The organism is Xanthomonas sp. (assembly GCF_017163755.1).
Classification (GTDB): Bacteria; Pseudomonadota; Gammaproteobacteria; order Xanthomonadales; family Xanthomonadaceae; genus Xanthomonas_A.
The window spans coordinates 384,281-404,575 of the sequence record NZ_JAFIWC010000001.1; the positions used below are offsets into that span (position 1 = coordinate 384,281).

General features: G+C 70.3%; 18 protein-coding genes and 2 pseudogenes. 14 read left to right on the top strand and 6 right to left on the bottom strand.

Features of this window, described 5'->3' with window-relative positions; all coding sequences use genetic code 11:
- The first annotated feature begins 82 nt into the window (after positions 1–82).
- From lpxD to JR065_RS01705, 8 genes are all read left to right on the top strand, one after another.
- Entirely contained in the window at positions 83–1,105 is a 1,023-nt protein-coding gene (gene lpxD, locus JR065_RS01670; protein WP_206231572.1) for a UDP-3-O-(3-hydroxymyristoyl)glucosamine N-acyltransferase, read from the top strand.
- Entirely contained in the window at positions 1,102–1,560 is a 459-nt protein-coding gene (gene fabZ, locus JR065_RS01675; RefSeq protein WP_206231573.1) for a 3-hydroxyacyl-ACP dehydratase FabZ, read from the top strand. The genes lpxD and fabZ overlap by 4 nt, the downstream gene beginning before the upstream one ends.
- 10 nt (positions 1,561–1,570) lie before the next feature.
- On the top strand, positions 1,571–2,362 hold the full coding sequence (lpxA, locus tag JR065_RS01680) for an acyl-ACP--UDP-N-acetylglucosamine O-acyltransferase (protein WP_206231574.1): 792 nt from the start codon (positions 1,571–1,573) through the stop codon (positions 2,360–2,362).
- Positions 2,359–3,705, top strand: coding sequence for a lipid-A-disaccharide synthase (gene lpxB, locus JR065_RS01685; protein WP_206231575.1), 1,347 nt, complete (start codon positions 2,359–2,361; stop codon positions 3,703–3,705). The genes lpxA and lpxB overlap by 4 nt, the downstream gene beginning before the upstream one ends.
- On the top strand, positions 3,702–4,430 hold the full coding sequence (locus JR065_RS01690; protein WP_206231576.1) for a ribonuclease HII: 729 nt from the start codon (positions 3,702–3,704) through the stop codon (positions 4,428–4,430). The genes lpxB and JR065_RS01690 overlap by 4 nt, the downstream gene beginning before the upstream one ends.
- A gap of 145 nt (positions 4,431–4,575) precedes the next feature.
- On the top strand, positions 4,576–8,166 hold the full coding sequence (gene dnaE / locus JR065_RS01695) for a DNA polymerase III subunit alpha (protein ID WP_206231577.1): 3,591 nt from the start codon (positions 4,576–4,578) through the stop codon (positions 8,164–8,166).
- 58 nt (positions 8,167–8,224) lie between these two features.
- Positions 8,225–9,118 (top strand): hypothetical protein, encoded by an 894-nt coding sequence (locus JR065_RS01700; RefSeq protein ID WP_206231578.1) that lies wholly within the window; start codon positions 8,225–8,227, stop codon positions 9,116–9,118.
- A gap of 101 nt (positions 9,119–9,219) precedes the next feature.
- The gene (locus JR065_RS01705; protein ID WP_206231579.1) at positions 9,220–10,179 is read left to right on the top strand and encodes an acetyl-CoA carboxylase carboxyltransferase subunit alpha; all 960 of its coding nucleotides are present in this window, start codon (positions 9,220–9,222) and stop codon (positions 10,177–10,179) included.
- Positions 10,180–10,272: 93 nt separating this feature from the next.
- Here the strand turns inward: JR065_RS01705 and JR065_RS01710 are convergent, their stop codons facing one another.
- Positions 10,273–10,752 (bottom strand): CopD family protein, encoded by a 480-nt coding sequence (locus JR065_RS01710; RefSeq protein WP_206231580.1) that lies wholly within the window; start codon positions 10,750–10,752, stop codon positions 10,273–10,275.
- Positions 10,753–10,831: 79 nt separating this feature from the next.
- On the opposite strand from JR065_RS01710, the gene JR065_RS01715 reads away from it, so the two are divergent.
- Together JR065_RS01715 and JR065_RS01720 are read left to right on the top strand one after the other, a co-directional pair.
- Positions 10,832–11,437, top strand: coding sequence for a class I SAM-dependent methyltransferase (locus JR065_RS01715; RefSeq protein ID WP_206231581.1), 606 nt, complete (start codon positions 10,832–10,834; stop codon positions 11,435–11,437).
- Positions 11,438–11,500: 63 nt separating this feature from the next.
- On the top strand, positions 11,501–12,814 hold the full coding sequence (locus JR065_RS01720; protein WP_206231582.1) for a polyhydroxyalkanoate depolymerase: 1,314 nt from the start codon (positions 11,501–11,503) through the stop codon (positions 12,812–12,814).
- A gap of 224 nt (positions 12,815–13,038) precedes the next feature.
- Here the strand turns inward: JR065_RS01720 and JR065_RS21845 are convergent.
- The 3 genes and pseudogenes from JR065_RS21845 to JR065_RS01730 all read right to left on the bottom strand — a co-directional run.
- Positions 13,039–13,134 (bottom strand): annotated as a pseudogene (locus tag JR065_RS21845) (sensor domain-containing protein); the annotation flags it as partial.
- Positions 13,120–14,022, bottom strand: a pseudogene (locus JR065_RS01725) (sensor domain-containing protein); the annotation flags it as partial. The pseudogenes JR065_RS01725 and JR065_RS21845, both read right to left, overlap by 15 nt.
- Positions 13,956–14,321, bottom strand: coding sequence for a PadR family transcriptional regulator (locus JR065_RS01730; protein WP_206231583.1), 366 nt, complete (start codon positions 14,319–14,321; stop codon positions 13,956–13,958). The pseudogene JR065_RS01725 and the gene JR065_RS01730, both read right to left, overlap by 67 nt.
- A gap of 178 nt (positions 14,322–14,499) precedes the next feature.
- On the opposite strand from JR065_RS01730, the gene JR065_RS01735 reads away from it, so the two are divergent.
- The gene (locus JR065_RS01735) at positions 14,500–15,405 is read left to right on the top strand and encodes a peptidylprolyl isomerase (RefSeq protein WP_206231584.1); all 906 of its coding nucleotides are present in this window, start codon (positions 14,500–14,502) and stop codon (positions 15,403–15,405) included.
- A 35-nt stretch (positions 15,406–15,440) separates the two neighbouring features.
- On the opposite strand, the gene JR065_RS01740 is transcribed toward JR065_RS01735, so the two are convergent.
- The gene (locus JR065_RS01740; protein WP_206231585.1) at positions 15,441–15,950 is read right to left on the bottom strand and encodes a DinB family protein; all 510 of its coding nucleotides are present in this window, start codon (positions 15,948–15,950) and stop codon (positions 15,441–15,443) included.
- A gap of 120 nt (positions 15,951–16,070) precedes the next feature.
- Positions 16,071–16,979 carry a DMT family transporter gene (locus tag JR065_RS01745; protein ID WP_429001825.1) on the bottom strand — a complete coding sequence of 303 codons (909 nt, stop codon included), beginning with the start codon at positions 16,977–16,979 and terminating at the stop codon, positions 16,071–16,073.
- 299 nt (positions 16,980–17,278) lie between these two features.
- Between JR065_RS01745 and JR065_RS01750 the strand changes: the two genes are divergently transcribed.
- From JR065_RS01750 to JR065_RS01760, 3 genes are all read left to right on the top strand, one after another.
- Positions 17,279–18,238: a LysR substrate-binding domain-containing protein gene (locus JR065_RS01750; protein WP_206231586.1), complete on the top strand. Its 960-nt coding sequence runs from the start codon at positions 17,279–17,281 to the stop codon at positions 18,236–18,238.
- 260 nt (positions 18,239–18,498) lie between these two features.
- A complete protein-coding gene (locus JR065_RS01755) occupies positions 18,499–18,813 on the top strand; it encodes a metalloregulator ArsR/SmtB family transcription factor (RefSeq protein ID WP_206231587.1) in 315 nt (104 codons plus the stop codon).
- A gap of 20 nt (positions 18,814–18,833) precedes the next feature.
- Positions 18,834–20,294 (top strand): DUF2867 domain-containing protein, encoded by a 1,461-nt coding sequence (locus tag JR065_RS01760; protein ID WP_241093280.1) that lies wholly within the window; start codon positions 18,834–18,836, stop codon positions 20,292–20,294.
- Position 20,295: the final 1 nt, after the last annotated feature.

The window sequence follows — 20,295 nt, forward strand, 5'->3', positions numbered from 1 at the left end:
CATGCGGTGGCTGATCCGCGCCACGATGGCTGCTGCGCAGGGGCAGCATGACCGGGGTGATGGCACACGGTAGAATCCCGGTGTGAATACTCCTACCTATACCGCACACGACATCGCCGAGCGCTTCGGGCTGCAGCTGCATGGCCCGGGCGAGACGACGATCCACGGCGTCGCCACGCTGGCCCATGCCGGTCCCGGACAGCTCAGCTTCCTGGCCAACCCGCGCTACCGCGCGCAGCTGGCCGACAGCCGCGCCTCGATCGTGGTCCTGCGCGCCGACGATGCGCCGTCCGCGCCGGGCACCGCGCTGATCGCCAAGGACCCGTACACCGCCTTCGCCAAGATCGCCGCGCTGTTCGACATCGCGCCGGCGCGCGAAGCGGGCGTGCACCCGATGGCGGTGGTCGATCCCAGCGCGCGCGTCTCGCCTAGCGCGCATGTCGGCCCGTTCGTCAGCATCGGCGCACGCAGCGTGATCGGCGACGGCTGCGTGATCGGCGCCGGCAGCGTGATCGGCGAGGATTGCGTGGTCGGCGACGGCACCGAACTCATCGCCCGGGTCACCCTGGTCACCCGGGTGCGGCTGGGCAAGCGCATCCGCATCCATCCCGGCGCGGTGATCGGCGCGGACGGTTTCGGCCTGGCCATGGACGCCGGCCACTGGATCAAGGTGCCGCAGCTGGGCGGCGTGGTGATCGGCGACGACTGCGAGATCGGCGCCAACGCCTGCATCGACCGCGGCGCGCTGGAGGACACCGTGCTCGAGGAAGACGTGCGCATCGACAACCTGGTGCAGATCGCGCACAACTGCCGCATCGGCGCGCACAGCGCGATCGCCGGCTGCACCGGCATCGCCGGCAGCGCCAAGATCGGCCGCTACTGCATGCTCGGCGGCCACGTCGGCGTGGTCGGCCACCTGGAGATCTGCGACAAGGTGGTGATCACCGGCAAGTCGGTGGTGCGCAACTCCATCCACGAGCCCGGCGAATACTCGTCCGGCACGCCGCTGACCGATACCCGCACGTGGCGCAAGAACGCCGCGCGCTTCAAACAGCTCGACAGCCTCGCTCGGCGCATCGCCGCGGTGGGCAAGGAGAAGGAATGAACGACACGCTGCAGCTCCCGATCGACGTCACCATGATCCAGACGTTGATCCCCCACCGCTATCCGTTCCTGCTGGTGGACCGCGTGGTCGAGCTGGATCTCGGCAAGAGCATCGTGGCGCACAAGAACGTCACCATCAACGAGCCGTTCTTCCAGGGCCATTTCCCCAACCAGCCGATCATGCCGGGCGTGATGGTGATCGAGGCGCTGGCGCAGGCCGGCGGCATCCTCACCCAGCTGTCGCTGGGCCGCAACGCCGAGTCGCAGCTGTTCTACATGGTCAAGGTCGAGAACGCGCGCTTCAACAAGATGGTGGTGCCCGGCGACGTGCTCGAGCTGCACGTGGAAGTGAAGCGGATCATCCGCAACATGGCCTGGTACCACGGCGTCGGCAAGGTCGCCGGCGAAGTCGTGGCGTCGGCCGAGGTGCTGTGCGCGGGCTCGCGCAAACCCTGAGGAGGCCGGCATGTCAGCTAGCGCACCGTTGATCCATCCCACCGCCGTCGTCGATCCGGGCGCCGTGCTCGCCGCCGACGTGCGCGTCGGCGCCTTCACCCTGATCGGCGCGGAGGTGGAGATCGGCGCCGGCAGCGTGATCGGCCCGCACTGCAGCATCACCGGCCCGACCCGGCTCGGCCGCGACAACCATCTGGTCGGCCATGTCGCGCTCGGCGGCGATCCGCAGGACAAGAAGTTCGCCGGCGAGCGCACCGAGCTGGTGATCGGCGACCGCAACGTGATCCGCGAGTTCGTCACCGTCAACCGCGGCACCGGCAACGGCGGCGGCGTCACCCGCGTCGGCAACGACAACTGGTTCCTGGCCTACACCCACGTCGCGCACGACTGCAGCGTCGGCGACCACTGCGTGTTCTCCAACAACACCACCCTGGCCGGCCACGTCGAAGTCGGCGACCACGTGATCATCAGCGGCTTCGCCGGCGCGCACCAGTTCTGCCGCATCGGCGACCACGCCTTCCTCGGCATGGGCGCGCTGGTCAACGGCGACGTGCCGCCGTTCACCATGGTCGGCGGCAATTCGCTCGGCCGCCCGCGCGGCATCAACAGCGAAGGGCTGAAGCGCCGCGGCTTCGACAGCGAGCGCGTGGCCGCGATCAAGCGCGCCTACCGCGCGCTGTACGTGGCCGGGCTGCCGCTGGCCGAAGCCAAGCAGCAGCTGGCGCAGATCGCCGAAACCAGCGACGACGTGCGCGCGATGCTGGAGTTCATCGAGGCCGGCGAGCGGCCGTTGTTGCGATGAACATCGGGACTCGGGACTCGGGACTCGGGACCCGGAGCAGCGTTTCATCGGACGGCTCCAACGGTTCCACGGAGCAGATTCAAGGCGGCAACGCGCCTTTCGAGTCCCGCGCTGCGAGTCCCGAGTCCCGAGTCCCGAGTCCCGGCGCAGCGAAGCTGCGCGTCGTCCTCATCGCCGGCGAGGCGTCCGGCGACCAGCTCGGCGCCGGGTTGATCGAGGCGCTGCGCGTGCGCTATCCCGAGGCGCAGTTCGCAGGCATCGGCGGCGATGCGATGCGCAGCGCCGGCTGCCAGACCTGGTTCGACGCCAGCGAACTGGCGGTGATGGGACTGAGCGAAGTGCTGCGGCACCTGCCGCGGCTGCTGAAGCTGCGCCGCGCGTTCCGCGAGCGTGCGCTGGCCTGGCGGCCGGACATGGTCGTCGGCATCGATGCGCCGGACTTCAACCTGGGCGTGGAACGCTGGTTCAAGCAACGCGGCATCCGCACCGTGCACTACGTCAGCCCCTCGGTCTGGGCCTGGCGCGAGAAGCGCGCGGCCAAGATCGGCGCCAGCGCCGACCGGGTGCTGTGCCTGTTCCCGATGGAGCCGCCGATTTACGCCCGGCACGGCGTGGACGCGCGCTTCGTCGGCCATCCGATGGCCGATGCGATCTCCCTGCGCAACGACCGCGATGCCGCGCGCGCCGAGCTCGGGCTGCCGAGCGGCGCGACCGTGCTGGCGGTGCTGCCGGGCAGCCGGCTCGGTGAGATCGGCCGGCTCGGCGACACCTTCTTCGCCGCCGCCTGGCAGGTGCTGCAGCAGGTGCCGGGCGCGCACGTGGTGGTGCCGGCGGCCAACGCCGCCTGCAAGGCGCTGATCGCCGAACAGCTCTCGCGCTCGGCGCTGCCGGTGGTGTATTCGCACCTGCTCGACGGCCAGGCGCGCACCGCGATGCTGGCGGCCGACGTGGTGTTGCTGGCGTCGGGCACCGCGACGCTGGAGGCGATGCTGGTGAAGCGGCCGATGGTGGTCGGCTACAAGGTGGCGCCGCTGACCTACCGCATCGTCAAGGCGCTGGGCCTGCTGAAAGTGGACCGCTACGCGCTGCCCAACATCCTCGCCGGGCACGACCTGGCGCCGGAACTGATGCAGGACGACTGCACCGCGGACACGCTGTCGGCCGCGATGCTGCACTGGCTGCGCGACCCGCAGGCGGTGGACGCGCTGCTGCCCGAATACGATCGGCTGCACCGGCTGCTGCGCCAGAACGCCTCGGAGCGCGCGGCCGATGCGGTGGCGGAGTTGCTTGGGAGCCGGGACTCGGGACTCGGGACTCGGGACCCGGAAGAAGCAACGGCATGAAGCATCCCGATCGCATATCGCCGCAGCAGTTCCTGCTTCCCGAGTCCCGAGTCCCGGGTCCCCAGTCCCGGCTTTACGCCGGCGTCGACGAGGCCGGGCGCGGTCCGCTGGCCGGGCCGGTGGCGGTGGCCGCGGTGGTGTTCGATCCGTCCAAACCGCGCATCAACGGGCTGGACGACTCCAAGCAGCTCAGCCCCGAGCGCCGCGAGCTGCTGTACGCGCGCATCGTCGAACGCGCGCTGGCCTGGTCGGTGGTGCTGATCGACAGCGAAGAGATCGACCGCATCAACATCTACCAGGCGACGATGCTCGGCATGCGCCGCGCGGTCGAGGGCGTGGCGCATGTGGCCCAGTTCGCGCGCATCGACGGCAACCGCCTTCCCAAGGGCCTGCCGTGCGCGGCCGAGGCCCTGATCGGCGGCGATGCGCGCGACCGCGCGATCATGGCCGCGTCGATCGTGGCCAAGGTGACCCGCGACCGCCTGATGCGGCAGTTGCACGAGCAGCATCCGCACTACCGCTTCGACCTGCACAAGGGCTACAGCACGCCAACTCACCTTGCGGCCCTGCAGACCCATGGCCCGTGCCCGCAGCACCGGCGCAGCTTCGCGCCGGTGCGCCGCGCGCTTGGGGAGCCGGGACTCGGAACTTGGGAGCCGGGACTCGGCGAAGCAAATGCGGATTTCGCAAGCACAGGCGCCACGGAAGCGATCAACGCCGGCTAGGTCTCGCTCAAACCCAAATGAGACCGGTCCCGAGTCCCGAGTCCCGAGTCCCGAGTCCCGAGTCCCGAGTCCCGAGTCCCACCTGTCAAGCCTTGTTCGCCTGCGCCCCCGCCGCTAACCTGACCGGGCATCGTCCTGGTTCCGCATGTCCACTTCCCGTTTCGTCCATCTGCACGTCCACACCGAGTTCTCGCTGGCGGATTCGACCATCCGTGTGCCCGAGAAACCGGATCAGGCCGACCCGAAGAAAGCCAAGCAGGCCAACCTGCTCAGCCGCGCGGTCGAGTTGAACCTGCCGGCGCTCGCGGTCACCGACCTGAACAACCTGTTCGCGCTGGTCAAGTTCTACAAGGCCGCCGAGGGCGTGGGCATCAAGCCGATCGCCGGCGCCGACCTGCTGATCGCCGACAGCGCCGCCGAGACCCCGTGGCGGCTGACCGTGCTGTGCCGCAACCGCGACGGCTACCTGAGCCTGTCGCGGCTGCTGACCCGCGCCTGGCTGGAAGGCCACCGCAACGAAGGCGGCGTGGCGATCCGCTCGGACTGGCTGAAGACCGGCTGCGACAACCTGTTCGCGCTGGCCGGGCGCGAGAGCCTGGCCGGACGCCTGGCCAGCGAAGGGCGCCACGACCTGGCCGAGCAGCAGCTGGCCGACTGGCAGCGCAGCTTCGGCGACGGCCTGCACCTGGAACTGACCCGCACCGGCCGCGACGGCGAGGACGCGTTCAACCAGTTCGCGCTGCACGCCGCCGGCATGCGCGGGCTGCCGGTGGTCGCCAGCAACGACGTGCGCTTCCTGTACGCCAGCGATTTCGCCGCGCACGAGGCGCGCGTGTGCATCTCGTCGGGCCGCGTGCTCGACGACCCCAAGCGCCCGCGCGAGTACAGCGACCAGCAATACCTCAAATCGGCCGAGGACATGGCCGCGCTGTTCGCCGACATCCCCGATGCGGTGGACAACACGCTGGCGCTGGCGCAGCGCTGCAACATCGAGATGCAGCTGGGCACCTACTTCCTGCCCGCCTATCCGGTGCCCGACGACGAGACGCTGGACAGCTGGATCCGCAGGCAGTCCCGCGACGGCCTGGACGCGCGCCTGGAGAAGAACCCGCTGGCGCCGGGCAAGACCCGACAGGACTACGTCGACCGGCTGGAATTCGAGCTGGACACCATCATCAAGATGGGCTTCCCCGGCTACTTCCTGATCGTGGCCGACTTCATCCAGTGGGGCAAGAACCACGGCATCCCGATCGGCCCGGGCCGCGGTTCCGGCGCCGGCTCGCTGGTGGCGTGGGCGCTGCAGATCACCGACCTGGACCCGCTGCCCTACAACCTGCTGTTCGAGCGCTTCCTCAACCCCGAACGCGTGTCGATGCCCGACTTCGACATCGACTTCTGCATGGACCGCCGCGACGAGGTGATCGACTACGTCGCGCGCAAGTACGGGCGCGACCGGGTCAGCCAGATCATCACCTACGGCACCATGGCGGCCAAGGCGGTGGTGCGCGACTGCGGCCGCGTGCTCGGCTTCCCGTACGGCCTGGTCGACGGCGTGGCCAAGCTGATCCCGAACATCCTGGGCATCACGCTGAAGGATGCGATGGGCGAAGGCAAGGAATCGGAGATGGCTTCGCCGGAGCTGATCCAGCGCTACCAGAGCGAGGACGACGTCCGCGACTTGATGGACCTGGCGCGGCAGCTCGAGGACCTGACCCGCAACGCCGGCAAGCACGCCGGCGGCGTGGTGATCGCGCCGACGCCGCTGTCGGACTTCTGCCCGCTGTTCGCCGAACACGACGTCGACGGCCTGGGCAAGAACCCGGTGACCCAGTTCGACAAGGACGACGTCGAGCAGGTCGGCCTGGTCAAGTTCGACTTCCTCGGCCTGCGCACGCTGACCATCATCGACTGGGCGGTGAAGGCGATCAACGTGCGCCGCGCCAGGACCGGCGAGGCGCCGCTGGACATCGCCACGCTGCCGCTGGACGACATGCCCACCTACAAGGACATCTTCGCCTCGGGCAATACCGGCGCGGTGTTCCAGTTCGAATCCTCGGGCATGCGGCGGCTGCTGAAGGACGCCAAGCCCGACCGCTTCGAGGACCTGATCGCGCTGGTGTCGCTGTACCGGCCCGGTCCGATGGACCTGATCCCGGACTTCAACGCGCGCAAGCACGGCCAGCAGGAGATCATCTATCCCGATCCGCGCACCGAAGCGATCCTGAAGGACACCTACGGCATCATGGTGTACCAGGAGCAGGTGATGCAGATGGCGCAGATCGTCGGCGGCTACTCGCTGGGCGGCGCCGACCTGCTGCGCCGCGCGATGGGCAAGAAGGTGCCGGCGGAAATGGCCAAGCACCGCGAGATCTTCCGCGAGGGCGCGGCCAAGGGCGGCGTCGGCCAGGCCAAGGCCGACGAGATCTTCGACCTGATGGAGAAGTTCGCCGGCTACGGCTTCAACAAGTCGCACGCCGCCGCCTACGCGCTGGTCAGCTACCAGACCGCGTGGCTGAAGCGGCACTACCCGGCCGAGTTCATGGCCGCCACGCTGTCCTCGGACATGGACAACACCGACAAGGTGGTCGGCTTCCTCGACGAGGTGCGCAACCTCGGCCTGACCGTGCTGCCGCCGCGGCTCAATGCCTCGGCGTACATGTTCGAAGCGGCCACACCGGACACCATCCAGTACGGCCTGGGCGCGATCAAGGGCGTGGGCCGCGGCGCCTGCGAGGCGATCGTGGCCGAGCGCGAGCGCGGCGGACAATACGCCACGCTGCTGGATTTCTGCACCCGGGTCGAATCGGCCAAGCTCAACAAGCGCACGCTGGAGGCGATGATCAACGCCGGCGCGATGGACGGGCTGGGCAGCAACCGCGCCACATTGATGCTGCAGCTGCCGGAAGTGCTCAAGGCCACCGAGCAGATGGCGCGCGAACGCGCCTCGGGGCAGAACTCGCTGTTCGGCGGCGCCGACACCAGCGCCCCGGCGCTGCGCCTGGAACTGCCGGAAAGCAAGGAATGGCCGCTGGGCCAGCTGCTGTCCGGCGAGCGCGAAACGCTGGGCTTCTACCTCAGCGGGCACCCGTTCGACCCGTACCGCGACGAGGTCCGCGACCTGGTCGGCTGCGACCTGAGCGCGCTGGACAAGATCTGTTCGCAGTCCGGCGGCGGACGCGGCGGCGGCGATGGCGAGAAGCGCGCCTGGCGCCCGGAAACCAGCGCGATCCTCGCCGGCCAGGTGGTCGGGGTGCGGCGCAAGGGCGACAGCCAGATCTTCGTGCAGCTGGAGGACGGACGCGGGCGCGTGGAATGCAGCGCGTTCTCCGATGCGATCGCCGAGTTCGGGCACCTGCTCACCCGCGACCGCATCCTGATCGTCAAGGGCGGCCTGCGCGAGGACGAATTCAACGGCGGCTACGCGCTGCGCATCCGCCAGTGCTGGGACTACGAGCAGATCTGCACGCACCACGCGCAGCGCCTGTCGCTGCGCCTGGACCTGCGCCAGCGCGACACCTGGCGGCGCATCGACGCGCTGCTGGCGCGCCACCGTCCGGGCAAGACGCCGCTGCGCCTGGACCTGCTGCTGCGCAGCGCGCAAGGCGGCGTGGCCGGCATGCTCGACCTCAACGGCAGCCAGTCGGTGCGGGTGGATCCGCAGCTGCTGGACATGCTGCGCGCCGATCCGGGAGTGCGCACGGTCAAGGTGAAGTACAACCCGCCGTGGGCGACCTGAGTCCGCAACGCCGCTCCTCGCGCCAACCATTCCCTTCCGCACACACCGAGCACCGCCCATGACGCGTTTCCTGCCCCTGCTGTTGTGCGCCGCGCTGCTCGGCGGTTGCGGCGAGTCGGCGCAGCGCTTCGTGGTCGACAACCCGACGTCGGCACCGCTGCACATCGTCGTCGACGACCAGGCCCACACCGTGGCCGCGGACAGCGCGATCCCGCTCACGCTGGCGCCCGGCGCGCACCGGCTGCGGACCGCCGCGCTGGGCGAGGTGCCCTTCATCGTCTACGCCGGCGGCGACGGCGGGCTGATCAACCCGACCCTGTCCGACTACGTGATCGGCCGCGAGATCTACGTCACCGATGCGTCCAAGCTGAAGAACTTCGGCACGGTGGAGAACGCCGTGACCCTGCAAGGGGTGACGGTGCGCGGCCCGTTCGAGGCGCGGCACGCGCTGTTCATCGGCAAGCAGTGGGACTACGGACTGCGCGAACCGTTTCCCGAGCGTGCCATGACCTACGTCGCCGACCGCGGCGGCAACATCAAGTCCAAGCTGTTCGGCGCCGCCGAGTTCATCGCCTACTACGAGGCCGGCAGCGGCCAGCCCGGCTACTTCGCCCAGCAGCGCGCACCGGGCTGGCGCGCGCCGCGGCGCACGCTGGAGACCGCGCCGCCGGCATTGCCGCCGCTGGCCCCGGCGTTCGAGGCGCACGCCGCGCCGCTGCGCCAGGTCTACGCCCGCTATCTGCATGCGTCCGATCCGGCACAGCAGCGCCAGCTGCAGAAGGACTACTTCCAGGCCATGCTGCAGTTCACCGCGGCCACCGCCACGCTCGGCGCGGACCTGGGCGCCGAGGCGAACCAGGCGCGCAACGACTTCGTGCTGCAGCTCGGCCAGGCCTTCGGCAGCCCGGCGCTGGTCGCCGCCGCGCCGGCCGCGGCCGACCCGCGCCGCTGACCCCGCAGCCCGACCCGCCCCTGCGCTACACCGCACGGCCCCGTACGGGTTGGCCGCAGCCGTTCGGCTACACTTGCCGCTTTAGTTCACGACGGTTTCCAATGAATCCGAACTACCTCGACTTCGAGCAACCCATCGCCGATCTGGAAGCCAAGATCCAGGAACTGCGCAATGCCAGCACCGGGCCGGCGGTCAACGTCGACGCCGAAGTGCGGACCCTGCAGGACAAGCTGCGCGTGCGCACCGCGCAGATCTTCCGCGACCTGTCCTCGTGGCAGATCTCGCAGCTGGCGCGGCACCCGCAGCGGCCGTACACGCTGGACTACATCGGCGTGTTCTGCGACGAATTCCAGGAACTGGCCGGCGACCGCGCCTTCGCCGACGACAAGGCGATCGTCGGCGGCCTGGGCCGCATCAACGGCCGCCCGGTGGTGATCATCGGCCACCAGAAGGGCCGCGACACCAAGAGCAAGGTGGCGCGCAACTTCGGCATGCCGCGCCCGGAGGGCTACCGCAAGGCGCTGCGCCTGATGAAGCTGGCCGAGCGCTTCAAGCTGCCGCTGCTGACCTTCATCGACACCCCCGGCGCCTACCCCGGCATCGGCGCCGAGGAACGCGGCCAGTCCGAGGCGATCGCACGCAACCTGATGGAGATGGCCGAGCTGAAGGTGCCGGTGATCTGCACCGTGATCGGCGAAGGCGGCTCCGGCGGCGCGCTGGCAATCGGCGTCGGCGACCGCACGCTGATGCTGGAGTACGGCACCTATTCGGTGATCTCGCCGGAAGGCTGCGCGTCGATCCTGTGGAAGGACGCCGGCAAGGCCAAGGACGCGGCCGAACAGCTCGGCCTGACCGCCAAGCGTCTGTCCGCGCTGGGCCTGGTCGACAAGGTCGTGCGCGAGCCGATCGGCGGCGCGCACCGCAACCCGACGCAGATGGCCAAGCGCCTGAAGGCGGTGCTGCTCAACGAGCTCGATGCGCTGGAACAGCTGCCGCTGGAGCAGTTGCTGCGCAAGCGCTACGAGCGCCTGCGCGGCTACGGCGCCTACGAGGCGGCGTAGCCGTTTGGCAGGATTGGGAATTCGGGATTCGGGAGTGGTATCGGCAGGCCGGCAAGGCCGAAGAACGCGACATCCGCCGATCCCAATCCCCGCTCAGAACGGCTTGAACAGCACCAACCAGATCACCACCAGCAACAGCAGCACCGGGATCTCGTTGAACCAGCGCAGCGTGCGCGAGGACGGCAGCCTGCGCGCCTGGGGCACGCCCTTGAGCCAGCGCCCGGCCACCGTGTAGTGCGCCATCAGCAGCAGCACCAGGGCCAGCTTGGCGTGCAGCCAGCCGCTGCCCGGCGCGACCATCGTCGGGAACGCGGGCAGCACCTTGTAGCCCAGCCACAGCACCGCGCCCAGGATCAGCGCCAGCCCGAACACCATGTGCCCGAAGCGGTACAGGCGCCGGCCCATCAGCACCAGCCGCGCCTGCACTTCCGGCTGGCCGGCGCTCTCGGCGATGTTGACCAGGATCCGCGGCAGGTAGAACACCGCCGCCATCCACGCGATCACGAACAGCAGGTGCAGGGTCTTGACGCCCAGATACAGCGTGTAGGGATCGATCCATGGGGTGGATGGCATGCGCTGGCTCCGTGTCGCTGGCGTAGGATGTGACGCCATTTTCGCCTATCCGCCGCGCGCACGCATGGACACGCCACGCTTGAACAAATCCTACGACGCCGACTACTTCCAGCGCTGGTACCGCCGCGACGGCATCGGCGACGCCGCGCGGCTGGCGCGCAAGGTCGCGCTGGCGGTGGCCCAGGCCGAGTACTACCTGGAGCGGCCGATCCGCAGCGTGCTCGACATCGGCTGCGGCGAAGGCGCCTGGCGCGCGCCGCTGCTGAAGCTGCGGCCCAGGCTGCAGTACCTGGGCTTCGACAGCAGCGACTACGCGGTGCGCCGCTACGGCCGCCAGCGCAACCTGCACCCGGCGCGCTTCGGCGACTTCGCCTGGCTGCGTCCGTGCGCGCCGGTGGACCTGCTGGTGTGCGCCGACGTGCTGCACTACGTGCCCAGCCGCGAGCTGCGCCAGGGCCTGCCCGGCCTGGCCGAGCTGTGCGGCGGCGTGGCCTTCCTGGAAACCTTCGCGATGGAAGACGACTTCGACGGCGACCACGACGGCTTCCAGCCGCGCCCGGCACGCTGGTACCGGCGCCAGTTTGGTGCGCAGGGCCTGCGCGCGGTCGGCAGTCACTGCTGGCTGTCGCCTGCGCTGGCGGGCGATGCCGCCGCACTGGAAGGGACCGGCCTGCCGCCCCATTAAGGTGCAACCACACCGGATAGGCTATGCTGCACGGCAGCATACGCTCAGGATGGGAATCACGGCATGCTCTACCAGTGGCACGAACTGACCCGCAACCTGCTTGCTCCCTGGGTCCACCAGGCCGCGGCCAACGCCAAGATCTTCTCCGACGCCAACAGCCTGTGGGCCACGTTGCCCGGCGCCGAGCGCCTGGCGGCGACCAACGAATTGCTGCACCGCCTGGGCAAGGACTACGAGAAGCCGGCCTGGGCGCTGGACCACGTCGAGGTGGACGGCCACGCGCTGCCGATCGTCGAGCAGGAAGTGCTGCGCAAGCCGTTCTGCCGCCTGTTGCGCTTCAAGCGCTTCAGCGACGACGCCAAGGTGGTCGCCGGGCTCAAGCAGCAGCCGGCGGTGCTGGTGGTGGCGCCGCTGTCCGGCCACCACGCCACGCTGCTGCGCGACACCGTGCGCACGCTGCTGCGCGACCACAAGGTCTACGTCACCGACTGGATCGATGCGCGCATGGTGCCGCACAGCGACGGCGACTTCGGCCTGGACGACTACGTCAACTACGTGCAGGACTTCATCCGCCACATCGGCGCCGACAAGCTGCACGTGATCAGCGTGTGCCAGCCGACCGTGCCGGTGCTAGCCGCGGTGTCGCTGATGGCCGGCCGCGGCGAACCCACGCCGCGCTCGCTGGTGATGATGGGCGGGCCGATCGACGCACGTTGCAGCCCCACCCAGGTCAACAACCTGGCCACGCGCAATCCGCTGTCGTGGTTCGAGAACAACGTGATCCACACCGTGCCGCAGGCCTATCCGGGCCATGGCCGCCAGGTGTATCCGGGTTTCCTGCAGCACACCGGCTTCCTGGCGATGAATCCCAGCCGGCATTTCATGTCGCACTGGGATTTCTACGCCAACCTGGTCAAGGGCGACCTGCAGGACGCCGAGGCGCATCGGCGCTTCTACGACGAATACAACGCGGTGCTGGACATGCCGGCCACCTACTACCTCGACACGATCCGCGTGGTGTTCCAGCAATTCCTGCTGCCGCGCGGGGAATGGGTGATCGGCGGCGAGCGGGTCGATCCGGCGGCGATCCGCGACACCGCGCTGCTGAGCATCGAAGGCGAGCTGGACGACATCTCCGGGCTCGGCCAGACCGCGGCCGCGCACGCGCTGTGCACCGGCATCGCCGCCGATCGCCACCAGCACATCGAGGTCGAAGGCGCCGGCCACTACGGCATCTTCAGCGGGCGCCGCTGGCGCGACATCGTCTACCCGCAGGTGCGCAGCTTCATCGCCCGCAACGCACCGCAGCAGGCGGCCGCGCCGGCGGCCAGCAACGTCACCCCGCTCAAGCGCCGCGGCGGCCGCAAGGCCGGCTGAGCGGGTGCGCCGGCCGCTGCGAGCGGCGGCCGGCGGCCAGGGAATCTCCTGGACCGCATTCGTCTTCGTCGTGTGAGCTTGTGAATTCCCCTTGGGCGCACGGCACAGCGTGCGCTCTCGCGAAAGCGGCGTCAGCCCGACACGCATCGTCGCTCGACACGGCCGCCCTCTCTCTCGCCCGACGGCGCAGCATCCGCGGCGCGCCCCCAAGCGCGTACAGCCGGTTACTGCGCCGAACTGTGCACCAGCAGGTGCTTGGCCAGCAGCCCGTGCAGCTTGCCGAACAGGCGTGCCAGGTGCAGCGTGCCGAACAGCATCACGATACCCAGCACGCTCCACAGCAGCAGCGACCAGGGCGCATCGCGGGTCACGTTCCAGTCGCCGAAGGACATATAGAAATCGTTCGGGAACAACAGCGCCAGCGGCGCGGCCACCAGCGCCAGCGCGGTGCTCAGCAGGGTGATGAACACGCTGAAGTAGAAGATCCCCAGCGGCAGCATCAGCAGGAAGTACAGCATCGTGGTCCAGGTGCGCGCGTCGGTGAACATCTGCCCGATGCGCCGCAGCCACGGCTGCTCGCGCTCGCTGTACAGCGGCCTGCGCGGCATGCGCTCGCCGAGCAGCACCTCGACCACGCGCCCTTCGACCAGCGACAGCACCCGCACCGAGCCGAAGAACAGCACCAGCAGCGGCACGCCGATGATCAGCACCAGCAGGCCCAGCGAGGTGCTGGCGCCGGTGACCACCCAGGTGAAGTAGAAGATGCCGGTGACCAGCGACAGCAGCATGTAGAACAACGCACCGTAGGCGCGCGGGTCGGCGGCCACGCCGAAGAAGCGGCCCAGCAGCGACTTGCGCTTGGGCGGCGCCGGCGGCTTCAGCGCGCGGCTCACCGTCACCTCGGTCTCGCGGTAGATCTCGGCCACCTCTTCCGGGGCGCCGTAGCTGCCGGCCACCCCGGCGATGATCTCGGCCTCGCTCTTGCCGGTCTGCTCGGCCAGCTCCGAACGCAGGTACTCCTCCGCGTCGTAGAGCGCGTCCTGGATCATCGCCGGATCGGCGCCGGCCAGCGCCGCGCGCAGCTGGGCCAGGTATTCGGGAATGGTGGTCGGCAACGGCCGCACCGCAACGTGTTCGATGTTCATTCTGAAACCCCCTCCAGCACGGAATCGACGGAATCGCGGGTGGCGCGCCACGCGGCAGCCCATTGCTGCAGCGCCTCGCGCCCCTGCTCGGTAATGCGGTAGTAGCGCCGCGGCGGCCCGGCCATCGACGGCTCGACGTGGCTGAGCAGCAGCCCGGCCCCCTCCAGGTTGCGCAGCACCGGATACAGCGCGCTCTGCTTGCCGCTGAGCACGCCTTCGCCCACTTTCTCCAGGCGCTTGGCGATCAGGTAGCCGTACATCGGCTCGCCCGCCTCGGCCAGCACCGCCAACAGCGCCAGCGACACGGTGCCCGCGCTCAGCTCCTTCTGGAACTTCCTCAGCTGCGCATCCGGCTCGACCATGACCGCCTCCCGCTATGTTGGAGTCGATACTAGTGTTGAGTCAGCTATAGCGAATGTGCCGATAGTCATCCGCGCGCGCTACCCGCGGCTGCGACCCCTCCGGCGGCGTCGCCGCGCGCCCCTGTCATTGCCGCACGGGGTCGGCGAGAATCCGCTGACCTTCCTGCCGGCCCGACCGATGCCCCTGCGCCCGACCCTGCTCGTCCTCGCGCTGTTGCTTCCCGCCACCTTGGCCATGGCCGCGGCGCCATACCGCAGCCCGCAGCAGATCCTGGACGCCTCCGCGCCCGGCGACTGGCGCACGCTGGACCCGGCCAACACGCTGTACCTGGAACTGCCGGGCGGGCGGGTGGTCATCGAACTGGCGCCGGCGTTCGCGCCCGAGCATGTGGGCAACATCCGCACCCTGGCCCACGAACGCTTCTGGGACGGGCTGAGCATCTATCGCTCGCAGGACAACTTCGTGGTCCAGTTCGGCGACCCCGACGGCGAAGAGGCCGGCAAGGCCAAGCCGCTGGGTTCTGCCAAGCGCCACCTGCCGGCGGAGTTCGAACGCCCGGCCGCGGGCCTGGCGTTCCAGGCGCTGCCCGACCGCGACGGCTGGGCGCCGCAGGTGGGCTTCGTCGACGGCTTCCCCGCCGCCCGCGACCCCAAGGCCGGCAAGGCATGGCTGGCCCACTGCTACGGCACGCTCGGCGCCGGCCGCAACAACGACGAGGACAGCAGCATCGGCGCGGAGTTGTACGTGGTCACCGGGCAGTCGCCGCGGCAGCTGGACCGCAACATCACCGTGGTCGGGCGCGTGGTCAAGGGCATGGAACTGCTCAGTGTGATCCCGCGCGGGCCGGACCCGATGGGCTTCTACGACAAGCCCGGGCAGCGCACGCCGATCGGCGCGATCAGGCTCGCCAGCGATGTGCCCGAAGCCGAACGCACCGCGCTGCAGTTGCTGCGCACCGATACCCAGACCTTCCGCGACGTGGCCGAGGCCCGGCGCAACCGCCGCGACGACTTCTACAAGCGTCCGGCCGGGCATATCGACCTGTGCAACGTGCCGCTGCCGGTGCGCGCGCCACCGCAGTAGCGCAGGGCTTGCCGTCGCCGTGGCGCGGCGCGGGCTCAGCCCGCCGCGCCGCGGCGCTCGGGGTCGCGAGCGTGCAGGAAACGGGTGAACAGCTCGCGCGGCTGCTCTGCCCCGCATTCGCTGAGCAGCATGGCGATGTTGCCGCGGTGATAGGCGCCATGCGCCAGGATGTGGAACAGCATTTCCTCGCGGGTCATCGTGCCGGCATCGCCGTCGGTGAAGCGGAACGCGAGCGGCTGCTGCAGCGCGGCCGCATCGAGCCCGGCGACGTAGCCGGCATACCACCGGTCGGCGTCCGCCACGGCCCTGTGCAATGCCTCCAGCTCCGGCGTCTCCGCCGTGTTGCTGTCTTCGAACCCATGCGTGCCGCCGTCCAGGTGCGCGGCGAAGATCCGGTCCACCACGCAGGTGTGGTTCAACAGCCGGATCGCGCGCTGCCGTTGCGCCGGATACGCGTGCGCGTCGATCTGCGCCAGCGCCTGCAGCAGCTCGGCGTTGGCCCAGGCCTTGTAGGCGAACTGCGATGCGAGCAGGGAAGACGTCATTGCTGGTCCTTGGATTGGGTCGTCGATTCCCGAGCGTCGCGTCACGCTCGAGCGTTAACCTGCGTCCATCCTGGCACTGTCTGCCATGCGTGTGCGTGCAAGCGCGGCGCCACGGCGAGGCTAACGCGCGCGCTGGCTGAAGGCGACGCTGCCCAGGATCAGCGCGCCGGCCAGCAGCATGGTCCAGGTCAGCGGCTCGCCGAGGATCGACCAGGCCAGCAACGCGCCGAACACCGGAATCAGGTAGGTCACCGTCGAGGCGCGCGCCGGGCCGATGCGCTGGATCAGCCGGTAATACATCAGGAACGCCAGCCCGGTGCAGACCACGCCCAACGCGCCGGCGCAGGCCCAGGCCATCGCCGAAACCGGCGCCGTCGGCCAGTGCGTCCACGCCAGCGGCGCCAGCAGCAGCGCGCTGCAGCCCAGCGTCGACGCGGCCGAGGCCGCCGGCGGCAGGTCGCCCATGTGCCGCTTCACCAGGTTGTAGCCGATGCCATACAGCAGCGAGGCAGCGGCGCCGGCGAAGGCGGCCGGCCCCACGCTCAGCCCGGCGGACTTGCCGGTGGCCAGCACCAGCACGCCGACGAACCCGACCAGCAGGGCGACCGCGCGCCGCGCGCCGATCCTCTCGCCGAAGAACAGGAACGCGATCAGCGCGGTGAACAACACCGTCATCGCGTTGCAGATGGCGCCGATCGCCGCCGGCGCATGCTGCGCGCCCCAGGCGAACAGCAGGAACGGCAGTGCGGAATTGAGCACCCCGATCGCCGCCAGCACCGGCCAGCGCCGCAGCGGGAAGCGCGCACGCGCCAGCCACAGGAACGGCAGCAGCACCGCCGCGCCCAGCGCCAGGCGCAGCTCCACCAGCGCATAGGTGCCGAACTGCGGCGCCGCCACCCGCATGAACAGGAACGAGCAGCCCCACACGACGCCCAGGAACCCCAGCTCCAACGGCGTGCGCCAGGCATGCACGGCCGGTGCCGGAACATCGCCGACCGGATCGCCGGACGCGGGGTTGGCTGCATTCACCGAGCTGTCTCCTGTGGTCATCGTGGTCCCGCGCCGTGGTGGTGCCGTGTCTGTGCGGTGCCGGACGCGCCACGCCGCTGGCGGTCCGCCGCATCCGGTGGCGCGGCCGAGGCCGGTGGCGCGACCGCGGCTCCCCGCGCCAGCAACGCCGCCAGCGGCGCCGAAGCAGCGCCGGGCACGCCCTGCCATCGGCACCTGCCGCCGCGCATCCGCTGCAGGGCTGGCAGGATCGCCTGCCATGGCAACGCCCACAAGCGCGTAGTATCGTCGCGAGCCACAAATCTGCCGCGTGCCTGCCGATGCAACTGCGCCCTGCCCTGCTGCCCGCGCTCGGCGTGTTCGCCGCCGCGGCGCGCCACCAGAACTTCGCCCATGCCGCGGAGGAACTGCACCTCACCGCCAGCGCGGTCAGCCACCATGTGCGCAAGCTGGAGGCGCTGCTCGGCGCCACGCTGTTCCAGCGCCATGCGCGCGGGGTCAAGCTGACCGCCCAGGGCAGGCAACTGGCCGACGCGGCCAGCGCGGCGCTGGCCGATATCGCGGCGGTGGCCGGCAACCTGCACCCGCAGGCCGATACCGCGCCGCTGCGCATCACCACCCTGCGTTCGCTCTCGTATTGCTGGCTGCTGCCGCGGCTGCCGCGCTTCTGCCAGGCGCAGCCGCACGTGCGCCTGGACATCCAGACCGACGCGGCGTTCTCGCGCTTCGAGGAAGGCGGGCCGGAACTGGGCATCCGCTATGGCCAGGGCGCGTGGCCGGGGCTGACCTCGCACCACCTGATGGACGACGAACTGTTCCCGGTCGCCTCGCCGGCGCTGCCGCAACTGGCGACGCTGCGCCACCCCGAGCAGATCGCGCAGCTGCCGTTGCTCACCGACATGTCGCCGCAGGGCTGGCGCGACTGGTTTCGCGCCGCCGCGGTGCGCGGCGTGCAACTGCCGCCGATGCACACCTTCAACGACAGCACCGACGCGATGCGCGCGGCGGTCTACGGCATGGGCGCGGTGCTGGCGCGCAAGCACATCGCCCAGCCGTACCTGCAGCGCTACGAGCTGGTGCGCCTGCCCGGACCGGCGTTGAAGGCGCGCTACTCGTACTACATCGTGCATCCCGGCCATCGCCTGCCCAGCCCGGCCGCCCGCCAGTTCATCGACTGGCTCAAGCGCGAGGCGCTGGACGAGCGCACGCCGCTGCCGGCGCTGCCGGCGGAGCTGCTCGGCCTGCAGCCCGCCGCCGCGCAGGATCGGGCGCCGGGCTGAGGCGCGAGGCACGCCAGGGCTGTCTTGCGCGCGCGCATGCGATGCGCGGATCCGGTGGCGCCCGGACATGGCGGAAGGCGTGTCGCGCGTGGGAGTCATCGCCATCGCGGCAGCGCTAGAACGCATGCGCCACGACCGCCGCGCCGGAACGCAGCGCGTCGCCACGCCATCAGGGCCGGCCCATTGTCTGGCGCACCCGCTTGACATTGCCGCCACGTCGGCGCAATCATTTAGCTAATTCGTTAATTATCTAATTCCTGATGTCCATCGACCGCGTCTTCGAAGCCCTCGCCTCGCGGCCTCGCCGCGAAATCCTCGCCTACCTGTCGGCGCAGGAACTCACCGCCGGCCAGATCGGCCAGCGCTTCGCGATGAGCGCGCCGGCGATCTCGCGCCACCTGTCGGTGCTGGAGGCGGCCGGCCTGGTCCACAGCGAGCGGCGCGGCCAGTTCGTGGTCTACCGGCTGACCCCCGACAACCTGGTCAACACCCTCAGCGGCTTCGCGTTCGAAGTCTGCCCCAGCGCCGGCCCGCTCAAGCGCGAGGCGCGCAAGCTGGCCAAGAAGAACGTCTAGACGGCCAAAGGAAATCGCCGATGTCCACCACCGCGCTCGCCGCACGCGACATGTCCCCGCAAACCGGTTTCCCGTCGGTGCGCCTGCCGTCCTACAGCGGCGGCCTGCCGGTGGAAGTGACGCTGATCGCACAGCTGGGCCACGGCGCGGGCGATCCGCTGATCGCGCAAGCCTGCGTGCGCCAGCGCGCGCATCCCAGCTTCCACGATGCGCTGGACGAACCGTCGGCGCGGTTGGCGTCCACCGACTTCGCGCGCGGGGAATCGACCTCGCTGTTCTCGTTCGCGGTCGGTCCGAACGGGCATCCGTTCCACCGCCACGCCGGGCACCGCATGTTCACCGCGGTCACCGGCAGCGGCGGCGCGCAACTGCGCTTCTCCACCGCATCGATGGAACAGATCGCCCAGGACCCGCAGCATTTCCTCAACGCGCTGCGCTACATCGACCTGCCGGCCGACTGCCTGTTCACGGTGCGCTTCGGCGGCGGCACCTGGCACCAGTTCGCCCCGCTGCGGCCGAACGCGTCGCATCCTGCGTTCTTCGCCCTGTCCTGCCACAGCGACGAGTCCGGCGGCGAGCTGGCGCCGGCGGTGCGCGCGCAGGTGCTGGCCGGGACCGCCGACATCGCCGCGCTGACCGAACTGCTGCCGGACACGGTGACCGCACTGCTGGCCACGCCGCAGGCACGCGCGGCGGCGGTGCCGACCATCGGCCTGTCGCTGGCCGCTTCGCCCGGCAGCCGGCGCCTGGCCTGGTGCGGACGCGTGCGCGCGCTCAGCGGACGCCTGCGCCAGGCGCTCGGCGCGCGGCGGCATCCGCCCGGCTTCGTCGCCCTGGCGCCGCGGTTGCCGCCGGTACAGCGCATGCCGGCGCCGCCGCCGGATTCGCTGCTGTGGCGGCAGCTGAGCGAACGCTTCGACCATCAGGACAGCGTGCGCCTGCGCCTGGACGCGCGGCTGCTGCGCCGCGGCGATGCGCAGGCGCTGCTGGCCGGCCTGCTGGACGGCTTCCTGCAGCGGCGGCCGGCCGGCGTGACCTGGCTGATGCGGCTGCGCAACGCGCTGGTCGCGCCGCTGCGGCTGCGCACCTCGCCGCTGGGGTGCCCGGTGTCGTCGCTGCTGTCGCCGCAGCGCGACAACCTGTTCGCCGGACGCTTCCCGGTGCTGGCGCAGAGCCGCGCCGCCCCGGCGCGGCACGCGCAGGTGGTGCTCGGTGCCGACGACCGGCACCTGGTGTTCCGCAGCTGTGTCGGCGTGGCGATCGGCGACGACGGCCAGGTCGAGCTGACCCTCGGCACGCGCGTGGCCTGCCGCAACCGCTTCGGCCGCCTGTACATGGCGCTGATCGCGCGCACCCACCAGCGCTACGTCGCGCCAGCGATGCTGCGCGCGGCGGCCGAAGCGCTGCTGCTGCCGGTGCTGCACGAGGCGCATGCGGCGGCGCGGCCGGCGCGCGGCGCTGCGGTCATCACTTCGCCTTAGC

Bases quoted from the DNA above. Each gene is read 5' to 3' on its own strand.
- lpxA (WP_206231574.1), top strand. From the start codon at position 1,571: ATGTCAGCTAGCGCACCGTTGATCCATCCCACCGCCGTCGTCGATCCG.
- JR065_RS01710 (WP_206231580.1), bottom strand. From the start codon at position 10,752: ATGCCATCCACCCCATGGATCGATCCCTACACGCTGTATCTGGGCGTC.
- lpxB (WP_206231575.1), top strand. From the start codon at position 2,359: ATGAACATCGGGACTCGGGACTCGGGACTCGGGACCCGGAGCAGCGTT.
- fabZ (WP_206231573.1), top strand. From the start codon at position 1,102: ATGAACGACACGCTGCAGCTCCCGATCGACGTCACCATGATCCAGACG.
- JR065_RS01735 (WP_206231584.1), top strand. From the start codon at position 14,500: ATGCCCCTGCGCCCGACCCTGCTCGTCCTCGCGCTGTTGCTTCCCGCC.
- JR065_RS01690 (WP_206231576.1), top strand. From the start codon at position 3,702: ATGAAGCATCCCGATCGCATATCGCCGCAGCAGTTCCTGCTTCCCGAG.
- dnaE (WP_206231577.1), top strand. From the start codon at position 4,576: ATGTCCACTTCCCGTTTCGTCCATCTGCACGTCCACACCGAGTTCTCG.
- JR065_RS01740 (WP_206231585.1), bottom strand. From the start codon at position 15,950: ATGACGTCTTCCCTGCTCGCATCGCAGTTCGCCTACAAGGCCTGGGCC.
- JR065_RS01750 (WP_206231586.1), top strand. From the start codon at position 17,279: ATGCAACTGCGCCCTGCCCTGCTGCCCGCGCTCGGCGTGTTCGCCGCC.
- JR065_RS01705 (WP_206231579.1), top strand. From the start codon at position 9,220: ATGAATCCGAACTACCTCGACTTCGAGCAACCCATCGCCGATCTGGAA.
- JR065_RS01730 (WP_206231583.1), bottom strand. From the start codon at position 14,321: ATGGTCGAGCCGGATGCGCAGCTGAGGAAGTTCCAGAAGGAGCTGAGC.
- JR065_RS01755 (WP_206231587.1), top strand. From the start codon at position 18,499: ATGTCCATCGACCGCGTCTTCGAAGCCCTCGCCTCGCGGCCTCGCCGC.
- JR065_RS01760 (WP_241093280.1), top strand. From the start codon at position 18,834: ATGTCCACCACCGCGCTCGCCGCACGCGACATGTCCCCGCAAACCGGT.
- JR065_RS01720 (WP_206231582.1), top strand. From the start codon at position 11,501: ATGCTCTACCAGTGGCACGAACTGACCCGCAACCTGCTTGCTCCCTGG.
- JR065_RS01700 (WP_206231578.1), top strand. From the start codon at position 8,225: ATGACGCGTTTCCTGCCCCTGCTGTTGTGCGCCGCGCTGCTCGGCGGT.